The organism is Streptomyces sp. CS113, from assembly GCF_002188365.1.
GTDB lineage: Bacteria > Actinomycetota > Actinomycetes > Streptomycetales > Streptomycetaceae > Streptomyces > Streptomyces tendae.
Window position 1 is genome coordinate 1,404,887 of record NZ_KZ195574.1, and the last position, 25,699, is coordinate 1,430,585.

At 72.0% G+C, this 25,699-nt stretch carries 17 protein-coding genes and 1 tRNA gene; 6 read left to right on the forward strand and 12 right to left on the reverse strand.

Going from position 1 to position 25,699, the window contains the following annotated elements; all coding sequences use genetic code 11:
• Positions 1-17: 17 nt before the first annotated feature.
• A complete protein-coding gene (locus tag B9W62_RS06055) occupies positions 18-1,793 on the reverse strand; it encodes a discoidin domain-containing protein (RefSeq protein ID WP_087805906.1) in 1,776 nt (591 codons plus the stop codon).
• A 153-nt stretch (positions 1,794-1,946) separates the two neighbouring features.
• The gene (locus B9W62_RS06060; protein ID WP_087805908.1) at positions 1,947-3,029 is read right to left on the reverse strand and encodes a DUF1996 domain-containing protein; all 1,083 of its coding nucleotides are present in this window, start codon (positions 3,027-3,029) and stop codon (positions 1,947-1,949) included.
• 281 nt (positions 3,030-3,310) lie between these two features.
• Here B9W62_RS06060 and B9W62_RS06065 point away from each other — a divergent pair, with 281 nt between their 5' ends.
• A complete protein-coding gene (locus B9W62_RS06065) occupies positions 3,311-5,137 on the forward strand; it encodes a coagulation factor 5/8 type domain-containing protein (protein ID WP_087805910.1) in 1,827 nt (608 codons plus the stop codon).
• A 90-nt stretch (positions 5,138-5,227) separates the two neighbouring features.
• Here the strand turns inward: B9W62_RS06065 and B9W62_RS06070 are convergent, their stop codons facing one another.
• Entirely contained in the window at positions 5,228-5,983 is a 756-nt protein-coding gene (locus tag B9W62_RS06070) for a FadR/GntR family transcriptional regulator (protein WP_087805912.1), read from the reverse strand.
• Positions 5,984-6,089: 106 nt separating this feature from the next.
• Between B9W62_RS06070 and B9W62_RS06075 the strand changes: the two genes are divergently transcribed.
• Both B9W62_RS06075 and B9W62_RS06080 read left to right on the forward strand, forming a co-directional pair.
• Positions 6,090-7,826: an IlvD/Edd family dehydratase gene (locus B9W62_RS06075; RefSeq protein WP_087805914.1), complete on the forward strand. Its 1,737-nt coding sequence runs from the start codon at positions 6,090-6,092 to the stop codon at positions 7,824-7,826.
• 50 nt (positions 7,827-7,876) lie between these two features.
• Complete coding sequence (locus tag B9W62_RS06080; protein WP_087805916.1) at positions 7,877-9,064, forward strand: fumarylacetoacetate hydrolase family protein; 1,188 nt, start codon at positions 7,877-7,879, stop codon at positions 9,062-9,064.
• Between the two features lie 12 nt (positions 9,065-9,076).
• Here B9W62_RS06080 and B9W62_RS06085 read toward each other — a convergent pair whose 3' ends face one another.
• From B9W62_RS06085 to B9W62_RS06100, 4 genes are all read right to left on the reverse strand, one after another.
• Positions 9,077-11,467: a beta-xylosidase/alpha-l-arabinosidase gene (locus tag B9W62_RS06085; protein WP_087805918.1), complete on the reverse strand. Its 2,391-nt coding sequence runs from the start codon at positions 11,465-11,467 to the stop codon at positions 9,077-9,079.
• Positions 11,468-11,551: 84 nt separating this feature from the next.
• Entirely contained in the window at positions 11,552-12,448 is an 897-nt protein-coding gene (locus B9W62_RS06090; RefSeq protein ID WP_087805920.1) for a carbohydrate ABC transporter permease, read from the reverse strand.
• Position 12,449: 1 nt separating this feature from the next.
• Positions 12,450-13,352 (reverse strand): carbohydrate ABC transporter permease, encoded by a 903-nt coding sequence (locus B9W62_RS06095; protein WP_087805922.1) that lies wholly within the window; start codon positions 13,350-13,352, stop codon positions 12,450-12,452.
• Positions 13,349-14,659, reverse strand: a complete 1,311-nt coding sequence (locus B9W62_RS06100) for an extracellular solute-binding protein (RefSeq protein WP_087805924.1) — start codon at positions 14,657-14,659, stop codon at positions 13,349-13,351. The genes B9W62_RS06095 and B9W62_RS06100 overlap by 4 nt, the downstream gene beginning before the upstream one ends.
• 344 nt (positions 14,660-15,003) lie before the next feature.
• On the opposite strand from B9W62_RS06100, the gene B9W62_RS06105 reads away from it, so the two are divergent.
• Complete coding sequence (locus tag B9W62_RS06105) at positions 15,004-16,032, forward strand: LacI family DNA-binding transcriptional regulator (RefSeq protein ID WP_087805926.1); 1,029 nt, start codon at positions 15,004-15,006, stop codon at positions 16,030-16,032.
• 184 nt (positions 16,033-16,216) lie between these two features.
• Here the strand turns inward: B9W62_RS06105 and fusA are convergent, their stop codons facing one another.
• Entirely contained in the window at positions 16,217-18,280 is a 2,064-nt protein-coding gene (fusA, locus tag B9W62_RS06110; RefSeq protein ID WP_087805928.1) for an elongation factor G, read from the reverse strand.
• Positions 18,281-18,634: 354 nt separating this feature from the next.
• Positions 18,635-18,719 (reverse strand) — tRNA-Leu (locus tag B9W62_RS06115).
• Positions 18,720-18,872: 153 nt separating this feature from the next.
• Here B9W62_RS06115 and B9W62_RS06120 point away from each other — a divergent pair.
• Positions 18,873-20,204 (forward strand): DUF2254 domain-containing protein, encoded by a 1,332-nt coding sequence (locus tag B9W62_RS06120; protein ID WP_087805930.1) that lies wholly within the window; start codon positions 18,873-18,875, stop codon positions 20,202-20,204.
• Positions 20,205-20,234: 30 nt separating this feature from the next.
• Here the strand turns inward: B9W62_RS06120 and B9W62_RS06125 are convergent, their stop codons facing one another.
• The 3 genes from B9W62_RS06125 to sucC are packed head-to-tail and all read right to left on the reverse strand — an operon-like array spanning position 20,235 to position 23,868.
• A complete protein-coding gene (locus B9W62_RS06125) occupies positions 20,235-21,797 on the reverse strand; it encodes an aldehyde dehydrogenase family protein (protein WP_087805932.1) in 1,563 nt (520 codons plus the stop codon).
• Entirely contained in the window at positions 21,794-22,711 is a 918-nt protein-coding gene (sucD, locus tag B9W62_RS06130) for a succinate--CoA ligase subunit alpha (RefSeq protein ID WP_087805935.1), read from the reverse strand. The genes B9W62_RS06125 and sucD overlap by 4 nt, the downstream gene beginning before the upstream one ends.
• A gap of 14 nt (positions 22,712-22,725) precedes the next feature.
• Positions 22,726-23,868 carry an ADP-forming succinate--CoA ligase subunit beta gene (gene sucC, locus B9W62_RS06135; protein ID WP_087805937.1) on the reverse strand — a complete coding sequence of 381 codons (1,143 nt, stop codon included), beginning with the start codon at positions 23,866-23,868 and terminating at the stop codon, positions 22,726-22,728.
• A gap of 143 nt (positions 23,869-24,011) precedes the next feature.
• Here sucC and B9W62_RS06140 point away from each other — a divergent pair, with 143 nt between their 5' ends.
• The gene (locus B9W62_RS06140) at positions 24,012-25,694 is read left to right on the forward strand and encodes a thiamine pyrophosphate-binding protein (RefSeq protein WP_087811769.1); all 1,683 of its coding nucleotides are present in this window, start codon (positions 24,012-24,014) and stop codon (positions 25,692-25,694) included.
• Positions 25,695-25,699: the final 5 nt, after the last annotated feature.

The window sequence follows — 25,699 nt, forward strand, 5'->3', positions numbered from 1 at the left end:
CCGTACGTGCGTCGGTGTCAGCTGTAGACGCCGAACTCGTACAGCGAGTAGCCGTATCCCGTGCCGCGTGCGGTGCCGTTGACCCGGACGTAGCGGCCGGTGCCGGACGCGTCGAGGGTGTCGACACCGCCATTGCCGTCGGTCACCGTGGACACGGTCCGCCAGTTCTGTCCGTCGTCGGAGGTCTGGACGGTGTAGGCCTTGGCGTAGGAGGCCTCCCAGTACAGCTGGACGTGCCGGAACGCGGTGCGCGCGCCGAGGTCGACCTGGACCCACTGCGGGTCGCTCCAGTCGCTGGCCCACCGCGTGTTCGGGTTGCCGTCCACGGCGTTGGCGGCGGTGCAGGGGCAGTCGCCGTAGCTGGGCTGGAAGGACGACGCGGTGGCCGGTTTGCCGAGGGCGACGTTCGTGCCGTCCACGGCGGGCGGCACGACCCGCGCCGAGAGTGTCTCGACGCCGACGTTGCCCTTGCCGTCGGTGGCCTTGACGTACAGCTTCCAGACGCCCGGCCGGTCGGGGGCGGTGACCTTGAGGCGCCCGCCGCCGAGGTCGGTGGCGGGAAGCGTGGTCAGCTGCTTGCCCTGGTCGATGTAGTTGCTGTTGGCCTGCACCTCGTACGCGATCGGGTCGCCGTCCGGATCGGTGGCGCGCACGGTGAGGACCAGGTCCTTGCCCGCCTGCACCTGGCCCGCGCCGCCCTCGACGCCGAAGCCGGAGACGGCGGGCGGGGTGTTGTCGTGCGAGGTGTCGCCGCCGTAGGCCCGCTTCACGGCGTAGTACGACAGCCGCTTCTGGCCCGCGGGCAGCAGGTTGAACCAGATGCCGCCGAAGTCGTACTCGGTGCCGTAGTGGAACAGGGTCGCGCCCAGGGCGACGCCGCGGTGCCCGGTGACGCAGTTCCAGGCGTCGGTGTAGCCCTGCGCCTTGGCCTGGTCGGTGGGCTCCTTCGGCACGCCGTTGGCGTCGTCCGGCACCTCCCACTCGCCGGCCGGTCCGGACTCGGTGACGATGTACGGCTTGGTGTAGCCGCCCTGCTCCCAGGCGGCCCGCACGTCGCAGACGGCGTCGTAGGAGTTGACGGCGTACAGGTCCAGGTCGGGGGCGTTCTTCTGGTAGTAGGGCCAGGCGCCGACCCAGGCGTCGGTGGAGGTGACCGGGTGGTTCGGGTCGACGGCGTGGATCTTCTTGGCGACGTCGTTGACGAAGGTGGTGTAGGCGTCGCGCTGGCGCTCCAGTTCGTCGCCGCTGTAGCAGTTCTGCAGGCCGAGCACCGACTCGTTGCCGACGTTCCACATCAGGACGCCCGGGTGGTCCTTGTACTCCTGGACCCAGCGCGGGAACTCGGCCAGCATCTGGTCCTTGTACGCGGTGTCGGTCAGGTAGTTGACGCAGCCGCCACTGCCCGGGCCGCCGCCCGGCTGGAGCCAGAAGCCCGCGATGACCTTGACGCCGTGGGCGGCGGCGGAGTCGAGGAGCGGGCGGCTGCTCGCGTCGGTGCCCCAGGTGCGGATGGTGTTGACCCCCATGGACGCCAGGTCGGGCAGGTACCGGTCGGCGTCGGCGGGGGACGGCCCCCAGGTGAGGCCCTTGACCGTGTAAGGACTGCCGTCCACGGTCAGTTGCCAGTTGCCCTGGTTGCCGGTGACCTTCACGACGCTGCCGGCGGCGTGCGCCTGCGCGGCGGGCAGCTCGGTGAGCGCGCCGAGGGTGAGCAGGCCGGCGGTCAGGGGGGCGGTGATTCTGCGCACGGGGGTGAGTCTGCGAGTGGGGGTGGGGGTGTGGGGTCGGCTCATCGGGTTGTCTCCGGTCTGCGGGGGGCCGCGTCTGCGGGGGCCCACGTCTGCGGGTGTCCACGTCCGCGGGGTATGGGGGGGTGGCCCGGCCGTGGCGGGGCATGGACGGCCGGGCCGGTACGAGGAGGTGCGGAGGGGCAAAGTAGGGCCGGATCAGGGCAGTTCGTAGTCCTCGTTGAGCGCCGCTCCGGCCTCGGGGTGGGTCTGGTCGTAGCCGCGCGCGTCGCACTGCAACCCGCCGACGATGCAGTGGCCGACCATGGCGGCGAGGGTCGGCTCGTCCCAGGCGTTGAAGAAGTCGTAGTGGAACGAGTAGCTCGCGCCACTGGCCAGCCGTACCCGGGAGAGGTCGCCGTTGACCGGGAAGGCCATCTTGAACTCGATCATCGGCAGGGCCACCGGGTGGTCGGCCGGGCAGATGTTGTTGTTGGTCCCCGGGTTGACCACCGGATACGCCATGTGGCTCTTGTGGTCCGGCGTGTCCAGGTTCTTGCCGTCCCAACAACTGGGGGCCTGGAAGCGGATGTTGACCTGGACGTCCTGGCGGTCCGGGCAGTCGGCCGGGAAGTCGACGTTGAAGAAGCTGTCGCCGCACTCCCAGCCCTCGACGAAGCCGGGGTGGTCGCGGAACTCCTGCGCGCTCTGCATGGGGCTGGCGACGACGTAGCGCAGGCCCTTCGGGAAGGGGCGCACGCTGGTGTAGTCGGTGACGCCGGCCTTGTAGTAGATGGTCTGCGGGCCGACCGGGAGCACCGGGCGGTCGCCGTCGTACATGGTCGGCATCCAGTAGCCCGAGCGGTCGCCGGGCGCCAGACAGGTGGTGGACCCGGCGTCGAGCGAGGCGGTGGTGCTGTACGCGTTGGTCGTCGTGTTGCCCATGAAGGTGTGGTCGTGCGACTTCCCGGGCTGCTGGGCGTAGACGATGGGGTCGTCGGGCGCGGTGTGGCTGACCCCGCAGTTGGCCTGGAACTCGTGGAAGTAGCGGTGCGGCGGCTCCTTCGTGGACGGGGTGACACCGGTGACCGGCGGGTTCGCGGGGATGTAGCCGTCGCCGTCCGGGTCCTCGGGCGAGGAGGCGGTCGAGACCGCCATGGTGTGCCCGGTGTGCGCGGCGGAGGCCGGGGCGGGGGCGGCGGGGGCGTCCGCGTTGGCGGCGACGGTACCGATGCCGATCGACGTCATCAGTAACGCGCTCGCGACGAGGGTGCCGGACAGAACTTTCGATCTCCGTGGCATGGAGACCTCCTGGGAAGGTCGGGCTGAGACGGTCGGAGCAGTTCTCGGAGAGCGCTCTCCCGACTCGGAGTGTTGAGGGCGCGAGGGGAGGGTGTCAAGGGATGCGGCAGGAGGAACCGCGGCGCGGACCAACACAGGGCGCGTCCCTACTTGTTGAACGCGGCGCACAAGAAACGGTCGCAACTCTTGACGTCCCGTGGCGGGCGGATGAAGCATGCACACCCAGAGAGCGCTCCCCCACCCCCACTTCGTTCACTTCCCGAACAAGGAGAGCCGCCCGCATGCCCTCTTCCCCCACGCCCTCCCCCACACCCGAGCCCTCCGGCGTGCGCCGCCGCAGCCTCCTTGGGGCGGCCGCCGCGGCGCCCGTGCTGGCCTCGCTGGCGGGCGCCGGATCCGCCGCCGCGGCCCCCGCCACCACCGCCTCCGCCGGCGCCGGTCCCGCGGGCAGCCCCCGCGCGCTGCCCGGCGGTGGCGACCTCGGGCCGAACGTCATCGTCTTCGACCCGTCCACGGCGAACATCCAGGGCAGACTGGACGAGATCTTCAAGCAGCAGGAGTCCGCCCAGTTCGGCACCGGCCGCTACGCGCTGCTGTTCAAGCCCGGCACCTACAGCGGCCTCAACGCCCAGCTCGGCTTCTACACCTCCATCGCGGGCCTCGGCCTCTCCCCCGACGACACCACCATCAACGGCGACGTCACGGTCGACGCCGGCTGGTTCGACGGCAACGCCACGCAGAACTTCTGGCGTTCGGCGGAGAACCTCGCCCTGGTCCCGGTCAGCGGCACCAACCGCTGGGCGGTCTCGCAGGCGGCGCCCTTCCGGCGGATGCACGTGCGCGGCGGCCTCAACCTCGCCCCCGACGGCTACGGCTGGGCCAGCGGCGGCTACATCGCCGACAGCCGGATCGACGGCACGGTGGGCCCGTACTCCCAGCAGCAGTGGTACACCCGCGACAGCTCGGTCGGCGGCTGGCTCAACGCCGTGTGGAACATGGTGTTCTCCGGTGTGGAGGGCGCGCCCGCGCAGAGCTTCCCCGAGCCGCCGTACACGACGCTGGAGACGACGCCCGTCTCCCGTGAGAAGCCGTTCCTGTACCTCGACGGCGCCGAGTACCGCGTCTTCCTGCCGGAGAAGCGCACCGACGCCCGCGGCGTCTCCTGGGGCAACGGCACACCGCGCGGCACCTCGCTCCCGCTGACGCAGTTCTACGTGGCCAAGCCCGCCGACTCGGCGGCCACCCTCAACCAGGCGCTGGAGGAGGGCCTGCACCTGCTGCTGACGCCGGGGATCTACCACCTCGACCGGACCGTCGAGGTGAACCGCGCGGGCACGGTCGTCCTGGGCCTCGGCTACGCCACCCTCATCCCCGAGGGCGGCGTCACCGCACTGAAGGTCGCCGACGTGGACGGCGTACGGCTGGCCGGGTTCCTCGTGGACGCCGGTCCGGTCAACTCCGCGACCCTGCTGGAGGTCGGGCCCGAGGGCGCGTCCGCGGACCACTCGGCCAATCCGACCACCGTGCAGGACGTGTTCGTCCGGATCGGCGGTGCGGGTCCCGGCAAGGCGACCACCAGCCTGGTCGTCAACAGCCGGCACACGATCGTCGACCACACCTGGGTGTGGCGCGCCGACCACGGCGACGGCGTCGGCTGGGAGACCAACCGCGCCGACTACGGCGTCGTCGTCAACGGCGACGACGTGCTGATCACCGGCCTGTTCGTTGAGCACTTCAACAAGTACGACGTGCAGTGGAACGGCGAACGCGGCCGCACGGTCTTCTTCCAGAACGAGAAGGCGTACGACGCCCCCGACCAGGCCGCGATCCAGAACGGCTCGGTCAAGGGCTACGCCGCCTACAAGGTCGGCGACGACGTCGCCGAGCACGAGGGCTGGGGCCTGGGCAGCTACTGCTACTACAACGTGAACCCGTCCATCGTGCAGCACCACGGCTTCGCCGCGCCGAACCGTTCCGGCGTGCGCTTCCACGGCCTGCTCGTCGTGTCGCTCGGCGGCAACGGACAGTACGAGTGCGTCATCAACGACACGGGTTCGCCCACGTCGGGGACGGACACCGTGCCGTCGAAGGTCGTGCAGTACCCCTGAGCCGTGCTGCCCCGGGTGCCCCCGAGCGGGGGTGCCCGGGCAGGCGGGGGCGGCCGTGCCGTGGAGTGCGCGGGTCCCGGTGGCGGCGGGTCATCCGGCGTCGCCCGGGGACGCGTTCGGCACCCCCGGTGACTGGGCGATCTCCCGTTCGGCGGCTTCGATCAGGGCCAGCGCGGCCTCGGCCGCGGCCGCGGGGTCGCGGGCCTCGACGGCCCGCACGATGGCGCGGTGCCCCGGCAACGACGCCTCCACCGCTCCCGGGGTCTGCGTGCTGATCAGAAAGCTGTGCTCCAGGGCGATCTCGACGGCCCGGCCGAGTGAGCCGAGGAGACGGTTGCCGCTGGCGGCGAGCAGGGCCCGGTGGAAGGCGATGTCGGCCTCGACGTAGCCGCTGCGGCCGGGTGCCGCCGCCGCGGCCTCCATGGCGGCCAGCGCCTCGTGCAGGACGCGCAGGTCGTCGGGTCCGGCCCGGTGGGCGGCGAGCCGGGCCGCCTTGGGCTCGACGATCAGACGCAGTTCACCCGTGTCGCGCAGCAGGGACGCGGCGTCCCCGTCCTGCTTCCAGCGCAGGACGTCCCGGTCGAGATGGTTCCAGTGGTCCGCAGGCAGCACCCGGGTGCCGGTGCGCGGCCGTACGCGCAGCATCCCCTTGGCCATCAGCGCCTTGACCGCTTCTCGCACCACCCCGCGGCTGACGCCGAGTTCGGCCGCGAGCGCGTCCTCGACGGGCAGCGGGTCCCCCGGGGTCCAGACGCCGCCCACCACGCGCCGCCCCAGTTCGTCGACCACTCGCTGGTGCGTGGTCGGGAAGTGTTCCACGATCTCTGCCCGCCCCCTGGACGCCATTCATCGAATCATTTAATGATTGTGGCACAGGGTACGGCTCGCCGGCCCTCACCCGAGCACGCCCCTTCGTGAGACGGACGACGCCACAGCCGACGGGAGTGACCGCATGACCGACGGGCAGAGGACGAGCCGACGCAGCCAGGCCTGGTTCGGCGCACAGGGCCGCGGCGGGATGATCTACCGCTCCTGGATGCGCAACCAGGGACTCGGGCACGAGGTGTTCGACGGGCGCCCCGTCATCGGCATCGCGACCAGTGCCTCCGAACTCGCCCCGTGCAACGCCCATCTGACCCACGTCGCCGAAGCCGTCAAACGCGGCGTGTGGCAGGCGGGCGGGCTGCCGTTGCAGTTCCCCACCATGGCCACCGGCGAGACCCTGATGCGCCCCACCGCCATGCTGTACCGCAACCTGATGGCGATGGAGGTCGAGGAGCTGATCCGGGCCAACCCGCTCGACGGGGTCGTGCTGCTGTCCGGCTGTGACAAGACGACCCCGGCCATGCTCATGGGCGCCGCCAGCGTCGACCTGCCCGCCGTGATGGTCACCGGCGGGCCAATGCTCAACGGCAAGTACCGGGGCCAGGACGTGGGGTCGGGCACCCACGTGTGGAAGTTCGAGGAGGACCTCAAGGCCGGCCGGATGACGGAGGAGGAGTGCTTCTTCGCGGAGGGCTGCATGGCCCGCTCGAACGGGCACTGCATGACGATGGGGACCGCCTCGACGATGGCCTGCGTCGCGGAGGCGCTCGGCATGCAGCTGCCCGGCTCCGCGGCCTGGCCCGCGGTCGACTCCCGCCGGATGGAGACCGCGCAGGCGGCCGGGCGGCGCATCGTCGGCATGGTGGAGGAGGAGCTGCGCCCCTCGCGGATCCTGACCCGGGAGGCGTTCGAGAACGCCGTCCGGGTCAACGCGGCCGTCGGCGGCTCCACGAACGCCGTCATCCACCTCACCGCCCTCGCGGGCCGCGTCGGCGTCGAGCTGAGCCTGTCCGACTTCGACGAGCTGGCCCGCGCGGTGCCGACGCTGGTCAACCTGATGCCCAGCGGCACGTACCTCATGGAGGACTTCTGCTACGCGGGCGGCCTGCCGGCCGTCCTGGCCGAGCTGCTCAAGGGCGAGCTGCTGCACGGCGACCAGATCACGGTCACCGGACGCACCGTCGCCGACAACACCGCGCACGCCGAGCGCGTCGGCTCCGACGTCATCACCCCGCTCGACGCCCCCTTCCAGCCGGCCGGCACCGGCATCGCCGTCCTCCGCGGCAACCTGTGCCCCGACGGGGCCGTGATCAAGCAGTCCGCCGCGTCGCCCCACCTGCTCACCCACCGCGGCCCCGCGCGCGTCTTCGACTCCCCGGAGGCCTACCACGAGGTGGCCGACGACCCGGAACTCGACGTCGACGAGAACACCGTCGTCGTCATCCGCAACGCCGGTCCCAAGGGGTACCCCGGTATGCCCGAGGTCTCCAACGTGCCGCTCCCCGCCAAGCTGCTGAAGGCCGGCGTCACGGACATGGTGCGGGTCTGCGACGGCCGGATGAGCGGCACGGGGTACGGGACGGTGGTCCTGCACGTGGCACCCGAGGCCGCCGTCGGCGGACCCCTCGCCCTGGTGCGCGACGGCGACCCCGTCGTCCTCGACGTCCCGAACCGCACCCTGCACCTGGACGTGGACGACGCCGAGCTCGCCCGGCGCCGGCAGTCGTGGAGGGCATCGGCCGAGCAGTACGCCGGCGGCTACACCTGGCTCTACACGCAGCACGTGGAACAGGCCGACCGGGGCGCCGACTTCGGTTTCCTGCGCGGAAGCCGTGGACACGGCGTCCCCCGCGACTCCCACTGAGCGCGGCCCCCGGGCCACCGCACTCCCCCGAACCCAGGAGAGCATCGATCGTGGAATCGGCAGCAGCGCACCCCCGTCCGGTCCTCACCAGCTCCTGTGTCCTGCCGGAGGACGCCGACCGCGCAGCGCTCGTCGCACGCGTCCACGCCCCGGAATGGGACGGGCCGTGTGTGGCCGCGGTGCGCGGGGAGCGTGTCGTCGACCTGACGGACGTCGTTCCCACCGTCTGCGACCTCATGGAACGCGACGACGCGGCGGCCGTCGTCCGGGAGGCCGGCGGAGGACGCGTCTGGCACCTGGACGAACTGCTCGAGGCACCCCCCGGCCGTCGTGACGTTCCCCGTCTGCTCGCGCCCGTCGACCTACAGGTGATCAAGGCCGCCGGCGTGACCTTCGCGCGGAGCCTGCTGGAACGCGTCATCGAGGAGCGCACGGGCGGCGATCCGGCGCGGGCCGCCCTGGTGCGGGCCCGGGTCGAGCGGGCGGTGGGCGGCGCGCTCGACGGTGTCCGTCCCGGATCGCCCGAGGCGGACAGGGCGAGGGAACTGCTCGTCGCCGAGGGACTGTGGTCGCCCTACCTGGAGGTGGGCATCGGGCCGGACCCGGAGGTCTTCACCAAGGCGCCGGTCCTGTCCGCGGTCGGCGTCGGCGCCGACATCGGAGTGCTCGGCGCCTCGGTGTGGAACAACCCCGAGCCCGAGGTCGTCCTCGTCGTGGACTCGCGCGGCCGCGTCCGCGGCGCGACGCTCGGCAACGACGTCAACCTCCGTGACGTCGAGGGACGCAGCGCGCTGCTGCTGGGCCGTGCCAAGGACAACAACGCCTCGTGCGCGATCGGCCCGTTCATCCGCCTGTTCGACGACGGCTTCGACCTCGACACCGTCCGCGGGCTCGACGTCGGCCTGCGGGTCGACGGACCGGAGGGCTACACACTGCACGGCAGCAGCTCCATGCGCGAGATCAGCCGCGACGTCCTGGACCTGGTGGCCGCCACGCACGGCCCGCACCACCAGTACCCCGACGGCTTCGTGCTGTTCACCGGGACGCTGTTCGCCCCCACCGACGACCGCGGGGCACCGGGGTCGGGCTTCACCCACGAGCACGGCGACGTGGTGCGCATCTCCAGCCCGCGCCTCGGCACGCTGCTCAACACCGTCGTCACCAGCGAGCAGGCCGCGCCGTGGACGTTCGGCGTACGCGCGCTGACGCGCAGCCTCGCCCGGCGCGGCGTGCTGTGAGCCACCGGGGCGTCATGCGGCCCCCGGCGGACGGTCCCACTCCCGGACGATCACCGACCGCAGGCGCCGCGTGTGGTCCGGGTACCGTGCGGCCCCGGTCAGCGTGACCCCGGCGACGAGGCGGTGATCCGCGCTGGAGGCCGCCAACCGCAGTTCCAGCTCGCCCGGTTCGACCACGCGCCGGCCGTCGCGTCCGGTGAAGGAGGCGAGGTCGGCCGGGACCGTGGCCCGCAGACGTCCGGCCTCGCCCGGCTCCAGGTCGACCCGGGCGTGGCCGACGAGGCGCTGCACCGGCTGGACGACGGAGGCGACGGGGTCGTGCAGATACAGCTGGACGACCTCGGTCCCGGGCCGCTCGCCCGTGTTGCGGACGGTGAAGGCGAGACGGAACTCGCCGTCCGTCGGCGCCTCCCGCACGTCGACCGTCAGGTCTGTCCACTCGAAGCGCGTGTAGGACAGGCCGTGGCCGAAGGCGAACGCGGGCGTCGGGTCGACGTTCGACACCGTGCCGGCGTGGGCGAGCCGCGCGCCGAGGTAGGTGGCCGGCTGCCCACCGGGTCCGCTCGGCACGCCGACCGGCAGCCGCCCGGAGGGATTGACGCGGCCACTGAGCACACCGGCGATCGCGTGCGTGCCCTCCTCCCCCGGGAAGAAGGACTGCACGATCGCGGCGCACTCCCCCACGGCACGGCCGAGTGCGTACGGCCGTCCCGCGAGCAGCACGGCGACCACGGGGGTCTCCTGGTCGAGCAGCGCGTCGAGCAGCTGTTGCTGCGCCCCCGGCAGCGCCAGCGTCTCGGTGTCGCACCCCTCACCGCTGGTGCCCCGCCCGAAGAGCCCGGCGCGGTCCCCGAGCACCACGACGGCGATGTCGGCCGCGCGTGCCGCCCGTGCGGCCTCCGGGATGCCGGTGAGCTCCCCGTCGTCGATGCCGGTGCCTCGGGAGAGCGTGATCTCGGCCTCGGGGAACTCCGCAGCGAGGGTGTCGCGCAGCGTCGGCAGCGCGATGCCGTGCGGGGTCCCGGGGTGGCGGACGCCGATGTGCTGGGGGAAGGAGTAGCAGCCGAGTACGGCGGTGGGCTCGTCGGCGTTGGGTCCGAGCAGGGCGATGCGGCGAGGCCGGGCGAGCGGCAGGGTGCCGTCGTTGCTCAGCAGGACCACGGCCTCCTGAGCGATCGTGCGGGCCAGTCGCCGGTTCTCCGGGCCGTCCAGGTCGATCCGGCCCCGCAGGGCTTCCGGTTGGTCGAGATCGGCCCCTGCCAGTGCGGCCGGCACCGGGTTCCAGTCCGGGTCGAGCATGCCGAGTCGCGCCTTCTGCGCGAGTGTCCGGCGAACGGCGCGGTCCACCAGGGCCTCCGGGACGCGTCCGGCGGCGACGGCCTCGGCCAGGGGAGCGCCGTACGTCTTGACGTTGGGCAGCTCCACGTCGACGCCGGCTCCCAGTGCCAGTGCGGCGGCGCCGGCCCAGTCGGCCGCCACGCCGTGCAGGGTCTTGAGGAAGGCGATGGCGAAGTAGTCGGCGACGACGGTGCCGTCGAAGCCCCAGGTGTCGCGCAGCAGCCCGGTGAGCAGGTCCTCGTCGGCCGCGGAGGGGATGCCGTCGGTGTCCGTGTACGCGTTCATCACCGACCGGGCGCCGCCTTCGCGTATCGCCATCTCGAACGGGGGCAGCAGGACGTCCGCCCGCTCGCGGGGGCCCACGGAGGAGGGCGCGAGGTTGCGGCCGGCGCGCGAGGCCGAGTAACCGGCGAAGTGCTTGAGGGTGGCGACGATCCCGGCCGACTCCAGACCGCGCACGTAGGCCGTACCGACGGTGCCGACGAGGTACGGGTCCTCGCCGATGGTCTCCTCGACCCGGCCCCAGCGTGCGTCGCGCACCACGTCCAGGACGGGGGCGAGTCCCTGGTGGACGCCGACGGCGCGCATGTCGCGGCCGATGGCGGCGGCCATGCGCTCGACCAGGTCCGGGTCGAACGTGGCGCCCCAGGACAGCGGGACCGGGTAGGCGGTCGCGCCCCAGGCGGCGAAGCCGGCCAGGCACTCGTCGTGAGCGAGCGCGGGAATGCCGAAGCGGTTCCCGGAGGCGATCCGGGCCTGGGTGCGGGCCAGGGAGAGGGCCCCCAGCGCCGGGTCGACCGGGACCGTGCCGAAGGGCCGGGTCAGCTGGCCCAGCCCGGTGGGCAGGAGAGCGTCGAGATCCACGGCCTCCTCCATGTCGTGCTGGTGCGGGGCCACCTCGTCGCCTGCGTCGGAGGCGCCCACCCAGACTCCGTACAGCTGGGCGGTCTTCTCGGCGAGCGTCATCGCGGCGACGAGCGCATCGACGCGCGCGGCGACGGAAGCGGTGGTGTCGTTCCAGAGCGGGGCGGTGGTGGTGTTCTCTTCGGCCACGTTGGCGTTCACTTTCCTCCCACGCCCGGCAGGCCCATCCAGGGCATGACGGGCGAACAGGTAGACGGCGGGTGCCGGGCACCGCGCCGGCATCGGTCAGCGGCTGAATCCGGCGGTCAGACCGCTCAGCAACTGGCGGCGGCCGAACGCGTACAGGATCAGGACGGGCAGGGTGGTGAGGACGACGGCGGCCAGGACGGCGGGGACGTTGACCCCGTACTGGCCCTGGAAGGTCCACAGTGCGAGCGGCAGGGTCCGGCGCTGCGGGCTCTGGGTGAGCACCAGTGGCAGCAGGAATCCGTTCCAGATGGTCAGCGCGTTGAAGATGGTCACGGTGAGTACGGCCGGTCGGGTGAGCGGTGCCGCCAGCCGCCACATCGTCGTCCATTCGGTGGCGCCGTCGACCCGCATCGAGTCGAACAGTTCGTTGGGCACGTCCCGGACGAAGTTGGCCAGCACCAGCACCGACAGCGGGATGGCGAAGGCGATGGACGGCAGGATCAACGCCAGCAGGCTGTCGTACAACTGGAGCTTGATGATGATCAGGTAGACGGGGATCACGGTCGCCTGAAGCGGGATGGCGAGGCCCATGAGGAACAGGCCGTTCATCGCGCGCAGTACCCGCATGCGCCGGCCTCGGACGATCGCGTAGGCCGCCATGAAGGAGAACACGACCGCCGGCACCACGGCGCCGACCGTGACCACGACACTGTTCGCGAAGTAGCGGAGGAAGTCGGACTCGATGACCAGCCGGTAGTTGTCCAGCGTCGGATCGGCCGGAGGCACCAGCGGGTTCTCGGCGTAGTAGCGGCTCTGGGCCTTGAGGCTGGTGATGAGGGTCCAGTACAGGGGCACGGCGACGACGACCAGCCAGAGCCATCCCGCCAGGCCGCCGGCCCAGTTGCGCCGGCCGGTCACCCGGGACGCGCGGTGCGGCCGGTCGCGGTCGGCGGCCTCGGCCGGCCGACGTGCCTCGGGCAGTGTGGTGGTCACCTCAGGCCCCCTCGAGTTGGCTCGCGCCGGCGTCCCGGCCCCCGAGCCTGCGCAGCAGCAGCGCGAGGGCCAGACCCACCAGGACCAGGATGACCGCGATGGCGCTGGCCGGTCCCATCAGGCTGGCCTGGAATCCCCGCTTGTACATGTCCAGTGCGAGCACCCGGGTGGCGTCCCCGGGACCGCCCTCGGTCAGCACGAAGATGAGGTCGAAGAAGGTCAGCGACCCCACCACCATCAGCGTGGACGAGGTGATGACGGTGTACTTCAGCTGGGGCAGGGTGATGCTGAAGAACTGCCGGATCCGTCCCGCCCCGTCCAGCTGTGCCGCCTCGTAGAGCGACTTGGGGATCTGCTGGACGCCGCCCTGGTAGATCAGGGAATGGAACGGGACGAACTGCCAGGAGACGACGAAGACGACGACCCCGAACGCGAGCCCCGGCCGCCCCAGCCAGTCCTGGACCAGCAGCGGGAGCCCCAGCCCCGCCCCGAGCCCGAAGTTGGGGTCCAGCAGCGCCTTGTAGGCGATCGCGATGGCGGCGGAGCTGAGCATCAGGGGGATGAAGTAGACCACGCCCAGCACCGCGCGGTACCGCTGGCGGCCCGCCAGGAACGTGCCGAGCAGGATGCTCAGCGGCGTCTGAACGGCCCAGGACACGGCCATCACCAGGAACGTCACCCACAGGGCGTGCGGCAGCCCGGGGTCGGTGAGCACCGCGCGCCAACTGTCCAGCCCCGAGCCGTGGATGGTGCCGATCCCGTCCCAGGTGGTGAAGCTCAGCACGAAGACACCGACGAGCGGCACCACCGCGAAGCCGACGAAGACCACCAGCGCCGGCGTCGCCAGCCACGGCAGGATGCTGCGCGGTGGGCGGCCGGGCGCGTGGCCCGTGTGTGGGCTCATGTGCCGATGACCGCGTTGAGGTTGCCGGCGAACTGCTGCGGCGAGACGGACAACTGGAACAGCTTGGCGACGTTGTCCAGCAGCGTCTCGGCGGCCGTCGGGCTGAGGGCCTGGTCCCAGGACTGCACGAACGTCTTGGCCTTGCTGGCGATGCCGTAGTTGAGCTGGAGGAAGTCGGCGCTCTTGGAGGCGGCCAGGAGCTTCTCCGTGCCGACCCGGACCGGTACGGACCCGTTGTCGATCCACGCCTGCACCTCGGCGTCCTGGAGGACGCCGGTCGCGAAGAACTCCTTGGCGATCTTCTTCTCCTCCTCGGTGGCCTTGGCGGAGAGGGAGAGGTACTGGGCGGGGTTGCCGACCGCGTTGCCCGGATCGCCCTTGCCGCCGTCGACGGGCGGGAAGTTCATGTAGCCGAGGCCGCCGCTGGGGACGAAGTCGCCGCCGTCGGCCTGCTGGATGCCGTACGACCACGCGCCGTGCAGCATCATCGCGGCCTTGTCGGTGTAGAGCAGTGCCTGGTCCGCGTTGGAGTCCGCGGTGATGGACGAGAAGCCCTTGATGAACCCGTCGGCCTCGACCAGTTCCTGCACCCTGGTCAGCGCGGTGATGGCGTCCGGGTGCGACCAGGCGTCCTTCTCGCCCTCGATGACGGCCTGGAACACCTCGGGACCGCCGATGCGGTCGAACAGGAACTCCAGCCACATCATGTTCGTCCACCGGGACTGACCACCGAGGGAGAACGGCGCTATGCCCTTCGCGTTGAACCGGGGCACCAGCGCCATGATGTCGTCCCATGACTCCGGCGGCTCCGCGCCGACCTTCTCGAAGACCCTCTTGTTGTAGTAGAGGACGATCGGCTGCACGGCGTCGCACGGGACCGCGTAGATCTTGCCGTCCACGGTCGCCGCGCCGAAGGACGACGGGAACCGCGCCTTCTTGACCTCGGGATGCTCGTCGAACCACGAGGTGAGGTCGTCGACCTGGCCGGCTTCCGCGTAGGTGCGCAGTGTCCCGCCGCCCCAGCCCCAGATGACGGTGGGCGCCTGCCCCGCGCCGATGGCTGTCTTGATCTTGGTCTTGTAGGCGTCGTTCTGGAACGTGGTGTCCTTGATTTGGCCGTCCGGATGGGCCTTGTTGAAGGCGTCCACCGCACCGGCCCGGACTCCTTCCTGCGGTTGGCCGTTCAGGTACCAGTACGTGGCTCCGCCACCGCTCGTGCCGGGTCCGGACGAGCCGCAGGCCGCCAGCGCCGCGGAGACCGGCACACCGGCGGCCAGGCCTAGGAGAGTACGTCGGGAGAGCGCCATGTCTTTTCTCCGCACCCGAGAGCCGTCGGCTTCTCGTGACTCGTGGTGAAAGGTTTTCGAAATCGCCTTCTCCGAGCTCTGCTCATGCAAGTTAGGGAGCAGACTGACAGGGTGTCAAGGCATGTGCGGAAGCGTTCTCCCGCTTCAAGAACCGTTGCTACGACTGGGCTTCGCCGACCATCGAGGAGCCCCGACAACTCCGAAAGGGTTTCGAAAGGCATGACTACTGGACAGAGAAGGTGAGGTGACACGAGTCGCGTTGCCGTACTGTTGACCGGTTCCACCCGCGTTGCCGCCCGAGCGGCGACTCACCACACGGTGGACGTACCCGTGGGAGGGAACCGATGCGACCGGACGCGAGGCGCACCACGTTGGCGGACATCGCACGAGCGGCCGGGGTGTCCGTGGCGACGGTGTCCAAGGTGGTCAACGGCCGCGGTGACGTGGCTCCGGGCACCCGCACCCGGGTACAGGAACTGCTGCACGAGCACGCCTACCTCGCTCCCGTGTTCCGGCACACGGACGCGGGGGAAAGCCCCACCATCGAGGTGCAGTTCAGGGGCGGACTGAAGTCGTACGTGGCCGAGACCCTGGAAGGGATCGTCGATGCGGCCTCCGAGTCGGGGGCCTCGGTGGTGGTCAGCAAGGCGTCCGCTGCCCCGCACTGGGCCCGGAACCTGGTGTCGGCCGGGCGTCGTGCCGTCATCGCGATCACCAGCGTGTACACCGCGGCGCACCTGAACGAACTGGCCCGCTCCGGGCTGCCGCTGGTGGTGCTGGACCCGTTGCACCTGCCGGACAGCCGGATCCACAGTGTCGGGGCCACCAACTTCGCGGGCGGCCTGGCCGCGACCCAGCACCTGCTCTCCCTCGGTCACCGCCGGGTCGCCTATCTCGGCGGACCCGCCATGGCCGTGTGCAACCAGGCACGCCTGCACGGCTTCCGCGCCGCCATGGAGGCGGGCGGCGTGCCCGTACCCGAGGCCCACACCCGGCCGGGAGAGTTCACCTACGAGAGCGGACTGCTCGGAGCCGCGGCACTGCTGGACCTGGAGGAGCCACCCACCGCGGTCTTCGCGGGCAACGACGAGATCGCCGTCGGCGTCGTCGAGGCCGCCCGTGCCCGGGGTCTGCGCGTCCCGGAGGACCTGAGTGTGGTGGGTTTCGACGACACGAGCCTGGCCCGGATGGCGTCGCCGCCCCTCACCACCGTCCGCCAGCCCCTGCGGGAGATGGGCGGTGCCGCCCTGCGCACCGCCCTGAGGCTCGCCAACGGTGAGCGGGTCGATTCCCACCACATCGAGCTCGCCACCGAACTCGTGGTGCGCGCCTCTACGGCGCCGCCCCGCGCGGCGACTCCGGAGCACGGGTAGCCGGGGCGGACGGGGCCGGGCCTCGAAGACCGACGCCGCACGGGAGCCCAGGGCGCGGCGCCCTCGTGCCCGGGGGCGTAAGGGTGCCGCGCCGCATGCCGTGGGCGTGTGGGTGGCGCGCCGCGGGCCCGGGGCGTGAAGGTGCCGCGCCACGGGCCCGGGCCGTGAAGGTGCCGCGCCGCGCCTACCGCGTGGTCGTGCCGGCCGTCGCGACCGGTGCCGGCGCGTAACCGGTGGGCCGGGCGGTGAAGGTGCCGCGGCCCTGGGTGCGGCTGCGCAGCCGGGTCGCGTAGCCGAACAGCTCGGCCAGCGGGACCGTGGCCGTGACCACCGCCGCACCGCCCCGCGTGTCGGAGCCGGTGACCCGGCCGCGGCGCGCGGCGAGGTCGCCGAGCACGCCGCCGAGCCCGTCCTCGGGCACGGTGACGGTGACCTCCACGACCGGTTCGAGCAGAACCATCGCCGAGGCGCGCAGGGCGTCGCGGAGACCGAACCGGCCGGCGGTGCGGAAGGCCGTGTCCGAGGAGTCCTTCACATGGGTCTGGCCGTCGGTGAGCGTGACCCTCAGGCCGGTCACCGGGTGCCCGCCGAGCGGGCCCTCGGCGAGGGCGTCCCGGCAGCCCGCCTCGACGGCCCGGACGTACTCCTGCGGCACGCGCCCGCCGACGACGGCCGACCGGAACACGAACCCGTCGCCGCCCTCGGTGTCCCGCTCCCACGGTTCCACGTCGAGCACGACGTGCGCGAACTGACCGGCGCCGCCGTCCTGTTTGACGTGCCGGTACACGAAGTCGACGACCCCTTCGCCGACCGTCTCGCGGTAGGCCACGCCGGGGCGCCCCACGGAGACCTCGAGGCCGTGCTCGCGCCGTACGCGTTCCATGGCGACCTCCAGGTGCAGTTCACCCATGCCCGACAGCACGGTCTGCCCCGTCTCCGGGTCGGTCCGCACGGCCAGTGAGGGGTCCTCCTCGGTCAGCCGGGCGAGCGCCGAGGCCAGCCGGTCGGTGTCGGTGGCGCGCCGGGCCTCCACCGCCACGTGCACGACGGGCTCGGGCCCGCCCGGGGGTTCCAGGAGCAGCGGGGCGTCCGGCGCGCACAGGGTCGAGCCGGCGCGGGCCGACTTCAGCCCGACCACGGCGACGATGTCCCCGGCGACCGCGCGCTCCAGCGGGTCGTGCCGGTCGGCCCGGACCCGCAGGATGCGGCCGACGCGCTCGGTGCGGCGCGTACCCGCGTCCCACACGGCGTCTCCCTTCTCGATCGTGCCCGAGTAGACCCTCAGGTACGTCAGTCGTCCCGTCGGGGTGGCGTTCACCTTGAACGCCAGTGCCGCCATCGGTGCCGCCGGGTCGGCGGGCCGTTCCCGCTCCGTGCCGTCGTGGGTGCCGCGCACCGCGGGCACGTCCAGCGGCGAGGGCAGGTACGCCACCACGGCGTCCAGCAGCGGTTCGACGCCGCGGTTGCGGTAGGCCGAGCCGCACAGCACGACCACGCCGTCGCCGGTGCGCGTCAGGTCGCGCAAGGCTTCGGTGAGGGTGGCCGCGGTGAGCGTCTCCCGGTCGCAGAACTCCTCCAGCGCGGCCGGGTGGCGTTCGGCGACCGCTTCCTCCAGCAGCCGCCGCCTGCGTGCCGCCTCCTCGCGCAGGGTGTCGGGCACCGGCCCCTCCTCGGCCGTGTCCGCGCCGTCGGCCCATACGAGGGCGCGCATGCGCGGCAGGTCGACGACGCCGGTGAAACCGTCCTCCGCGCCGATGGGCAGCTGCACGACCAGGGGTACGGGGTGCAGTCGCTCGCGGATGGAGGCGACGGCGGTGTCGAGGTCGGCGCCCGCCCGGTCCATCTTGTTGACGAACGCGATCCTGGGTACGCCGTGCCGGTCGGCCTGCCGCCACACGGACTCGCTCTGCGGTTCCACTCCCGCCACCGCGTCGAACACGGCGACCGCGCCGTCCAGCACGCGCAGGGAGCGTTCGACCTCGTCGGCGAAGTCGACGTGCCCCGGGGTGTCGATGAGGTTGATCCGGTGGTCCGCCCAGGTGCAGCTGACGGCCGCGGCGAAGATGGTGATGCCGCGGTCGCGTTCCTGCGGGTCGAAGTCGGTGACGGTGGTGCCGTCGTGGACCTCGCCGCGCTTGTGGGTGGTACCGGTGGTGAAGAGGATCCGCTCGGTGACGGTGGTCTTGCCCGCGTCGACGTGGGCGAGGATGCCCAGGTTGCGAACGGTGGTCAGCGGGTTGGCGCGCATGGCCCGAAGCCTTTCGGAGGAACCGGAGAAGGGCAGCGCGATCTCCCCCGACGCACGTGCCGGACGCTCCCGGCCAGGGACGTCGGCTGTCAGACGTGCGTCGCGGGCATCCGGTGCCGGCCGCGCAGCGGGCACCGGACGGCCGAAGACACCAGGATCACCTCGTGCCGGGACGGGGGAACGACGGGTGCGGTGCGGATGCGCACGGCCCTGCTCCCCTCACTCGGTCTCGGTGTCACGGTGAGTGTAGGGAGGCCGGGATCGGAGCCGCACCGTATTTTCGGCGGCCGGCGAGACAGAACGAGAGATGCCGGCCGGGACATCTCCCGGCCGGCATCTCTGTTCGATCTTGTGTGTCCGAGGGGGGACTTGAACCCCCACGCCCGATAAAGGGCACTAGCACCTCAAGCTAGCGCGTCTGCCATTCCGCCACCCGGACCAGGTGTCTGTCGCGGTGCGGAGGTGCTCCCCCGCGGCGACATGGACAACCATACCAAGCTTTCGCGGTGCCTTTCACCTGCGTTTCCTTCCCCCACCGTTCCCCTGAGCGGCGGTCCGGGACCGGCGGCTCGGCGGGGCCTAGGGTCGCACCATGAGTGACTGGATGGTTACGCAGGGCCCGCTTCCGCGGCGGCGGCCGCGGGCGTTGTCGCCGCTCAGGGAGCATCTGCGGGACACGTTCTGGTTCGCGCCCACCGCGGCCATGGTGGGCGTCTTCGTCGTCTGGCTGGTGGCCCAGGAGCTCGACGCGGCGCTCGTCCGTTCGCTACAGGACGACGGCGACTACGACACGCTCGCCGAGCTGCTGCGCTTCGCCGACGACGCGAAGACGGTGGTCTCGGCGGTCGGCTCGGCGATGATGACCTTCATCGGTGTGGTGTTCAGCATTTCGCTGGTCGCGGTGCAGATGGCGAGCGGACAGTTCACCCCGCGGGTGGTGCGGCTCTTCGTCCGCAGCCGGATCACCAAGGCGACCTTCGCCGTCTTCCTCGCCACCTTCGTGCTGACGCTGCTCGTCCTGACCAGCTACGACAGCAACGCCGATCCCCGCACCGCCACCGCCGTCCCGCTGGTGCAGTCGGTGCTCACCCTGCTCATGGTCGCGCTGAGCCTGCTGCTCTTCGTGATGTACGTGAACGCCACCCTGCGACTGATGCGGGTCAGCCATGTGATCGCCCGTATCGCCGCCGAGTCCCTCCGGGTGGCGGCGCTGATGCCCGTGCCGGCGGACGGTGGCGGGGCGCCCGACCTCGGGCCCGTGACGGCGTGGGTCGCCCACGACGGGCAGGGCGGTGTGCTGCGGGACGTGCACGTCGCCCGGTTGGTGCGGGTGGCCAGAGGGCACGGGGTGGTGCTGCGGCTGGTCCCGCGGATCGGCGACTTCCTGGTGCCGGGCACCCCGGTGCTGGCCGTGCACGGCGGGGCGGCCCCGCCGCGCCGGGCGCTGCGGTACACCCTGTCCGTGGGGGTGGAACGCACCTTCCACCAGGACCTGGCGTTCGGGCTGCGCCAGCTCTCCGACATCGGACTGCGCGCGCTGTCCCCGGCGGTGAACGATCCGACGACCGCCGTGCAGGCGCTGGACCGGGTCGTGCAGATCCTGGCCACGCTGTCCCGGCGGCCGCTGGACGCCGTACTGCACCGGGACCGGCGCGGCGTGGTCCGGCTGGTGCAGCCCGTGCCGGGCTGGGCGGAGCTGGTGGACCTGGGGTTCGCCGAGGTCCGGGCCTGCTCCGTGGGGTCGCCGCAGGTCACACGGCGTCTGGTGGCGGGGCTCGACGACCTGCTGCGGCTCGTGCCGCCGGAGCGGCGCGAACCGCTGTCGCGCCAGCGCGAACTGCTGCGGCAGGCCGTCGAGCGGACCGCGCCGACCCCGGCGGACCGGGCCTTCGCCCTGCGGCCGGACCGCCAGGGCATCGGCTGACCGCCCCGGGACCAGCCGCCCTTCGCCCCCTTACGGCATGAGGTGGTGGTCGGGGAAGTTGCCCGGCAGCCGCTCCCCCGCCGGGCCGTGCGTCACGGCGCGCACCAGCAGCTCGCCGCCCACGAAGGCGCCGCGCCAGGACGCCCCGTGTCCGCCGAACAGCTCGTCGCGGTCCCCGCGGGAGCGCGGCACCCCGTGGCCGACCTTGAACGCGCGGATCTGCGGCGCCAGCCTGTCGTACGTCGCCGGGTCGTCCGTGGACAGCGTGGCGACCAGCGCGCCGTTGGAGGCGTTCATCGCGGCGAGCAGCTCGGCCTCGGTGTCGACCAGGACGATGGTGTCGACCGGGCCGAAGGGTTCCGCGTGGTGCAGCGGCGAGGACCGGGGCGGGTTGAGCAGGGTGACCGGCTGGACGTAGGCCGAGGTGTCCTGGCCGGGCAGCAGGCGGGCGTCGGCGGCGTTGCCGCGGTGCAGCGGGACGGCGCCGCGGTCGACGGCCTCGGCGACCTGGTCGTGGAGTTCCTTGGCCTTGGCGGCGTTGATCACCGGGCCGAAGTCCAGCGCCGGGTACGGGTCGCCCGGTGCGGCGACGGCGAGCGGGTGGCCGACGCGCAGGGTGCGCACGGCTGGGAGGTACGCCGCGAGGAACGCGTCGAACAGGTGCCGCTGGACGACGAACCGCGGGTAGGCGGTGCAGCGTTGCTTGCCGTAGTCGAAGAGTTTCGGGACCACGCGCGTGAGCGCGTCCCAGTCGGTGAAGTTCCAGATGCCCCAGGTGTTGAGTCCTTCCTGTTCGAGGATGTGCCGCTTGCCGAGGTCGGCGACGGCGGTGGCGACGGCGGCGCCCGTGTCCCGGCCGCCGACGAAGGAGACGCAGCCGATCTCGGGCGCGCGCACCAGCGCCTGGGACAGCTCGCCGCCGCTGCCGCTGACGAGGGTGACGGGCAGTCCCTCGCGGGCGGCGAGCGCGCAGGCCAGGGTCAGGCAGGCGACGCCGCCGTCGGTCGGGGTCTTGGCGATGACCGCGTTGCCCGCCAGGGCCTGGACCAGCAGGGCGTGGACGAGCACGCTCATCGGGTAGTTCCAGCTGGCGATGTTGGAGACCGGGCCGTCCAGCGGGGCCCGTCCGTCGAGCATGGTGTCGATGCCGTCGACGTACCAGCGCACGCCGTCGACGGCGCGGTCGACGTCGGCCCGCGCCGACCGCCAGGGTTTGCCGATCTCCCAGACCAGCAGCAGCGCGAGCAGGTCGCGGTGCTGGGCGAGGGCGTCGAGGGTGGCGGCGACGCGGGCGCGGCGCTCGGGCGGCGGAATGTGGCGCCAGGCCCGGTGCTGGTCGAGCGAGGCGCGTACGGCGTGCTGGGCGGTGGCGGCGTCGATCCGGGGCGGGCCGGCGATCGGGGTGCCGTCGACCGGGCTGGTGGCCGGCAGGACCCGGCCGTCCGCCCGCCAGCCGGCGTCCCAGAGGTTGAGCACGCGGTCGTCGCGGAACGCTTCGGGCGCGACGGTGCGGCAGCGCCGCCAGGCGTTTGCCCAGGAGGTGCCGGACTTCAGGGTGAGGGCTTCGGCGCCCTGCGCGCCGGCCGCCGTCATGCGCGGGCTCCGTCGCGCACCGCGCTGTCGCGCACCGCTCCGTCGAGTACGGCGAGTACGTGCCGTGCCGTCTCGGTCGGTGTGCTCCCGACCCGTACGCCCGCCGCCTCCAGCGCCTCCTTCTTCGCCCGCGCCGTACCCGAGGAGCCGGACACGATGGCGCCGGCGTGGCCCATGGTCCTGCCCTCGGGTGCGGTGAAGCCGGCGATGTAGGCGACGACGGGTTTGGTGACGTGCTCGCGGATGTGGGCCGCCGCGCGTTCCTCCGCGTCGCCGCCGATCTCGCCGATGAGGACGACCAGTTCGGTGTCGGGGTCGTCCTCGAAGGCGGTGAGGCAGTCGATGTGGCTGGTGCCGACGACCGGGTCGCCGCCGATGCCGACGCAGGTGGAGAAGCCGATGTCGCGCAGTTCGTACATGAGCTGGTAGGTGAGCGTGCCCGACTTGGAGACCAGGCCGATGCGGCCGGGCTTGGTGATGTCGGGCGGGATGATTCCGGCGTTGGACCGGCCGGGGGTGATCAGGCCGGGGCAGTTGGGGCCGATGACGCGGGTGCCCCTGGTCCGGGCGTGGGCGGTGAGGGCGACGGAGTCGTGCACCGGGATGCCCTCGGTGATGACGACCGCGAGGCCGATGCCGGCGTCGGCGGCCTCCACGACCGCCGCCTTGGCGAAGGCGGGCGGCACGAAGACCACGGTGACGTCGGCGCCCGTGCGCTCGATGCCCTCGCGGACCGACCCGAAGACGGGTACGGCACGGCCGTCGAGGTCGACGGTGCGGCCGGCCTTGCGCGGGTTGACGCCGCCGACGACGTCGGTGCCGGCGGCCAGCATGCGGCGGGTGTGCTTCATGCCCTCGGCGCCGGTCATGCCCTGGACGAGGACCTTGCTCTCCTGGGTGAGGTAGATCGCCATGTCGTCCTGTCTCCTTATCCGGCGGTGGATGCCGCGGTGGCGAGTCGGGCGGCACGGCGGGCGGCGCCGTCCATGGTGGTGGCCTGTTCGACCAGCGGGTGCGCGCGTGCGTCCAGGAGGGCCCGGCCGCGGGCGGCGTTGTTGCCGTCGAGGCGGACGACGAGCGGCTTGGTCGGCCGGACCTCGTCCAGGGCCCGGACGATGCCGTCGGCGACCGCGTCGCAGGCGGTGATGCCGCCGAAGACGTTGACGAGGACGGACTTCACGTCGGGGTCGGACAGGACGACCGACAGTCCGTCGGCCATGACCCGGGCGGAGGCCCCGCCGCCGATGTCCAGGAAGTTGGCGGGTCGGGCGCCGCAGCCCGCGACCACGTCGAGGGTCGACATGACCAGTCCGGCACCGTTGCCGATGACGCCGACCTCGCCGTCCAGCTTGACGTAGTTGAGGCCCTTGGCACCGGCGCGCGCCTCCAGGGAGTCGTCGGACGTGGGCCGTTCCTCGCCCCAGCGGGACTGGCGGAAGAGGGCGTTGTCGTCGAGGGTGACCTTGCCGTCGAGGGCCACGATCCGGCCCTCGACCGTCCTGACCAGCGGGTTGACCTCGACGAGGAGGGCGTCCTCGCGGACCAGGACCTTCCACAGCCGCACCAGGGTGTCGACGGTCTGCGGGGGCAGCCCCGCGGCGTCGGCGATGCGTACCGCGGTGGCCGTGTGCACGCCCGTGGCGGGGTCGACGGGGATGCGTGCCACGGCCTCGGGCCGCCGGGCGGCGACCTCCTCGATCTCCATGCCGCCCTCCGCGGAGGCGATGGCGAGGAAGCCCCCGGTCGTGCGGTCGAGGACGTAGGAGACGTAGAACTCCCGCTCGATGTCGCAGGGTTCGGCCAGCATGACGGTGCCGACCGTGTGTCCCTTGATGTCCATGCCGAGGATGTGCCGCGCCGCTTCCTCGGCCTCGGCGGGGTCGGCGGCGAGCCGCACGCCGCCCGCCTTGCCGCGCCCGCCGGTCTTCACCTGCGCCTTGACGACGGCGCGTCCGCCGAGTGTTCGGGCGATCTCCCGGGCCCGCCCGGGCGAGTCGGTGACCTCGGCCCTCGGCACCACGATCCCGTGTTCCTTGAAGAGTTCCCTTGCCTGGTGTTCGTACAGGTCCATTTCGGCTCCTGACTGAAAGTGCCGCACGCCCCCTGGACACCACCCACCGGATGCGGGATAACAAGCTTCATACAGTATTCGTCGACTGTATGCAATGTACCGCGAGAGCGCCCCAACCCCTCGTGAAGGGACAGGACTTCGCCATGCCCGACGACACCCAGGACGTCATCTCCGGCGGCCACCTCGTTGCCAAGGCACTCAAGGCCGAGGGGGTCGACCGCATCTACACGCTGTGCGGCGGCCACATCATCGACATCTACGACGGCTGCGTCGACGAGGGCATCGAGGTCGTCGACGTACGCCACGAGCAGGTCGCCGCACACGCCGCCGACGGATACGCCCGTATCACCGGCAAGCCGGGCTGCGCGGTGGTCACCGCGGGACCGGGCACCACCGACGCCGTCACCGGGGTCGCCAACGCCTTCCGAGCCGAGTCGCCCATGCTGCTGATCGGCGGTCAGGGCGCGCACACCCAGCACAAGATGGGGTCCCTCCAGGACCTGCCGCACGTCGACATGATGACGCCGATCACCAAGTTCGCGGCGACCGTACCGGACACCGCGCGCGCCGCCGACATGGTCTCGATGGCGTTCCGCGAGTGCTACCACGGTGCGCCCGGGCCGTCCTTCCTGGAGATCCCGCGCGACGTGCTGGACGCCAAGGTGCCGGTGGAGAAGGCGCGGGTGCCGCAGGCCGGGGCCTACCGCGCCTCCACCCGGTCGGCCGGGGACCCCGAGGCCGTCGAGAAGCTCGCCGACCTGCTGGTGCACGCCGAGAAGCCGGCCGTTCTGCTGGGCAGCCAGGTGTGGACGACGCGCGCCACCGGGGCCGCCGCCGAACTGGTCCGCACGCTCAACGTCCCGGCGTACATGAACGGCGCCGGCCGCGGCACCCTGCCGCCCGGCGACCCGCACCACTTCCAGCTCTCGCGCCGCTACGCCTTCTCCAACGCCGACGTCATCGTCATCGTCGGCACGCCCTTCGACTTCCGCATGGGCTACGGCAAGCGGCTCTCCCCCGACGCGACCGTCGTGCAGATCGACCTCGACTACCGCACCGTCGGCAAGAACCGCGACATCGACCTCGGCATCGTCGGCGACGCGGGGCTGGTCCTGAAGTCGGTCACCGAGGCCGCGTCGGGCCGGCTCAACGGCGGCGCGTCCAAGCGCAAGGAGTGGCTGGACGAGCTGCGCGCGGCCGAGCAGACGGCGCTGGACAAGCGGCTGCCGCAGCTCAGGTCGGACGCCTCCCCCATCCACCCGTACCGGCTGGTCAGCGAGATCAACGACTTCCTCACCGAGGACTCGGTCTACATCGGCGACGGCGGCGACATCGTCACCTTCTCCGGCCAGGTCGTGCAGCCCAAGTCACCCGGCCACTGGATGGACCCGGGACCGCTCGGCACGCTCGGCGTCGGCGTCCCCTTCGTGCTGGCCGCCAAGCAGGCGCGGCCCGACAAGGAGGTCGTCGCCCTCTTCGGCGACGGCGCCTTCTCGCTCACCGGCTGGGACTTCGAGACCCTCGTCCGCTACGACCTCCCCTTCGTCGGCATCGTCGGCAACAACTCCTCGATGAACCAGATCCGCTACGGCCAGGCCGCCAAGTACGGCAAGGAGCGCGAACGGGTCGGCAACACCCTCGGCGACGTGCCCTACGACGAGTTCGCCCGGATGCTGGGCGGCCACGGCGAGGAGGTCCGCGACCCCGCCGACATCGGCCCCGCGCTGCGCCGGGCCCGCGAGTCCGGCAAGCCGTCCCTGATCAACGTCTGGGTGGACCCGGACGCGTACGCCCCCGGAACCATGAACCAGACGATGTACAAGTGAGGTGA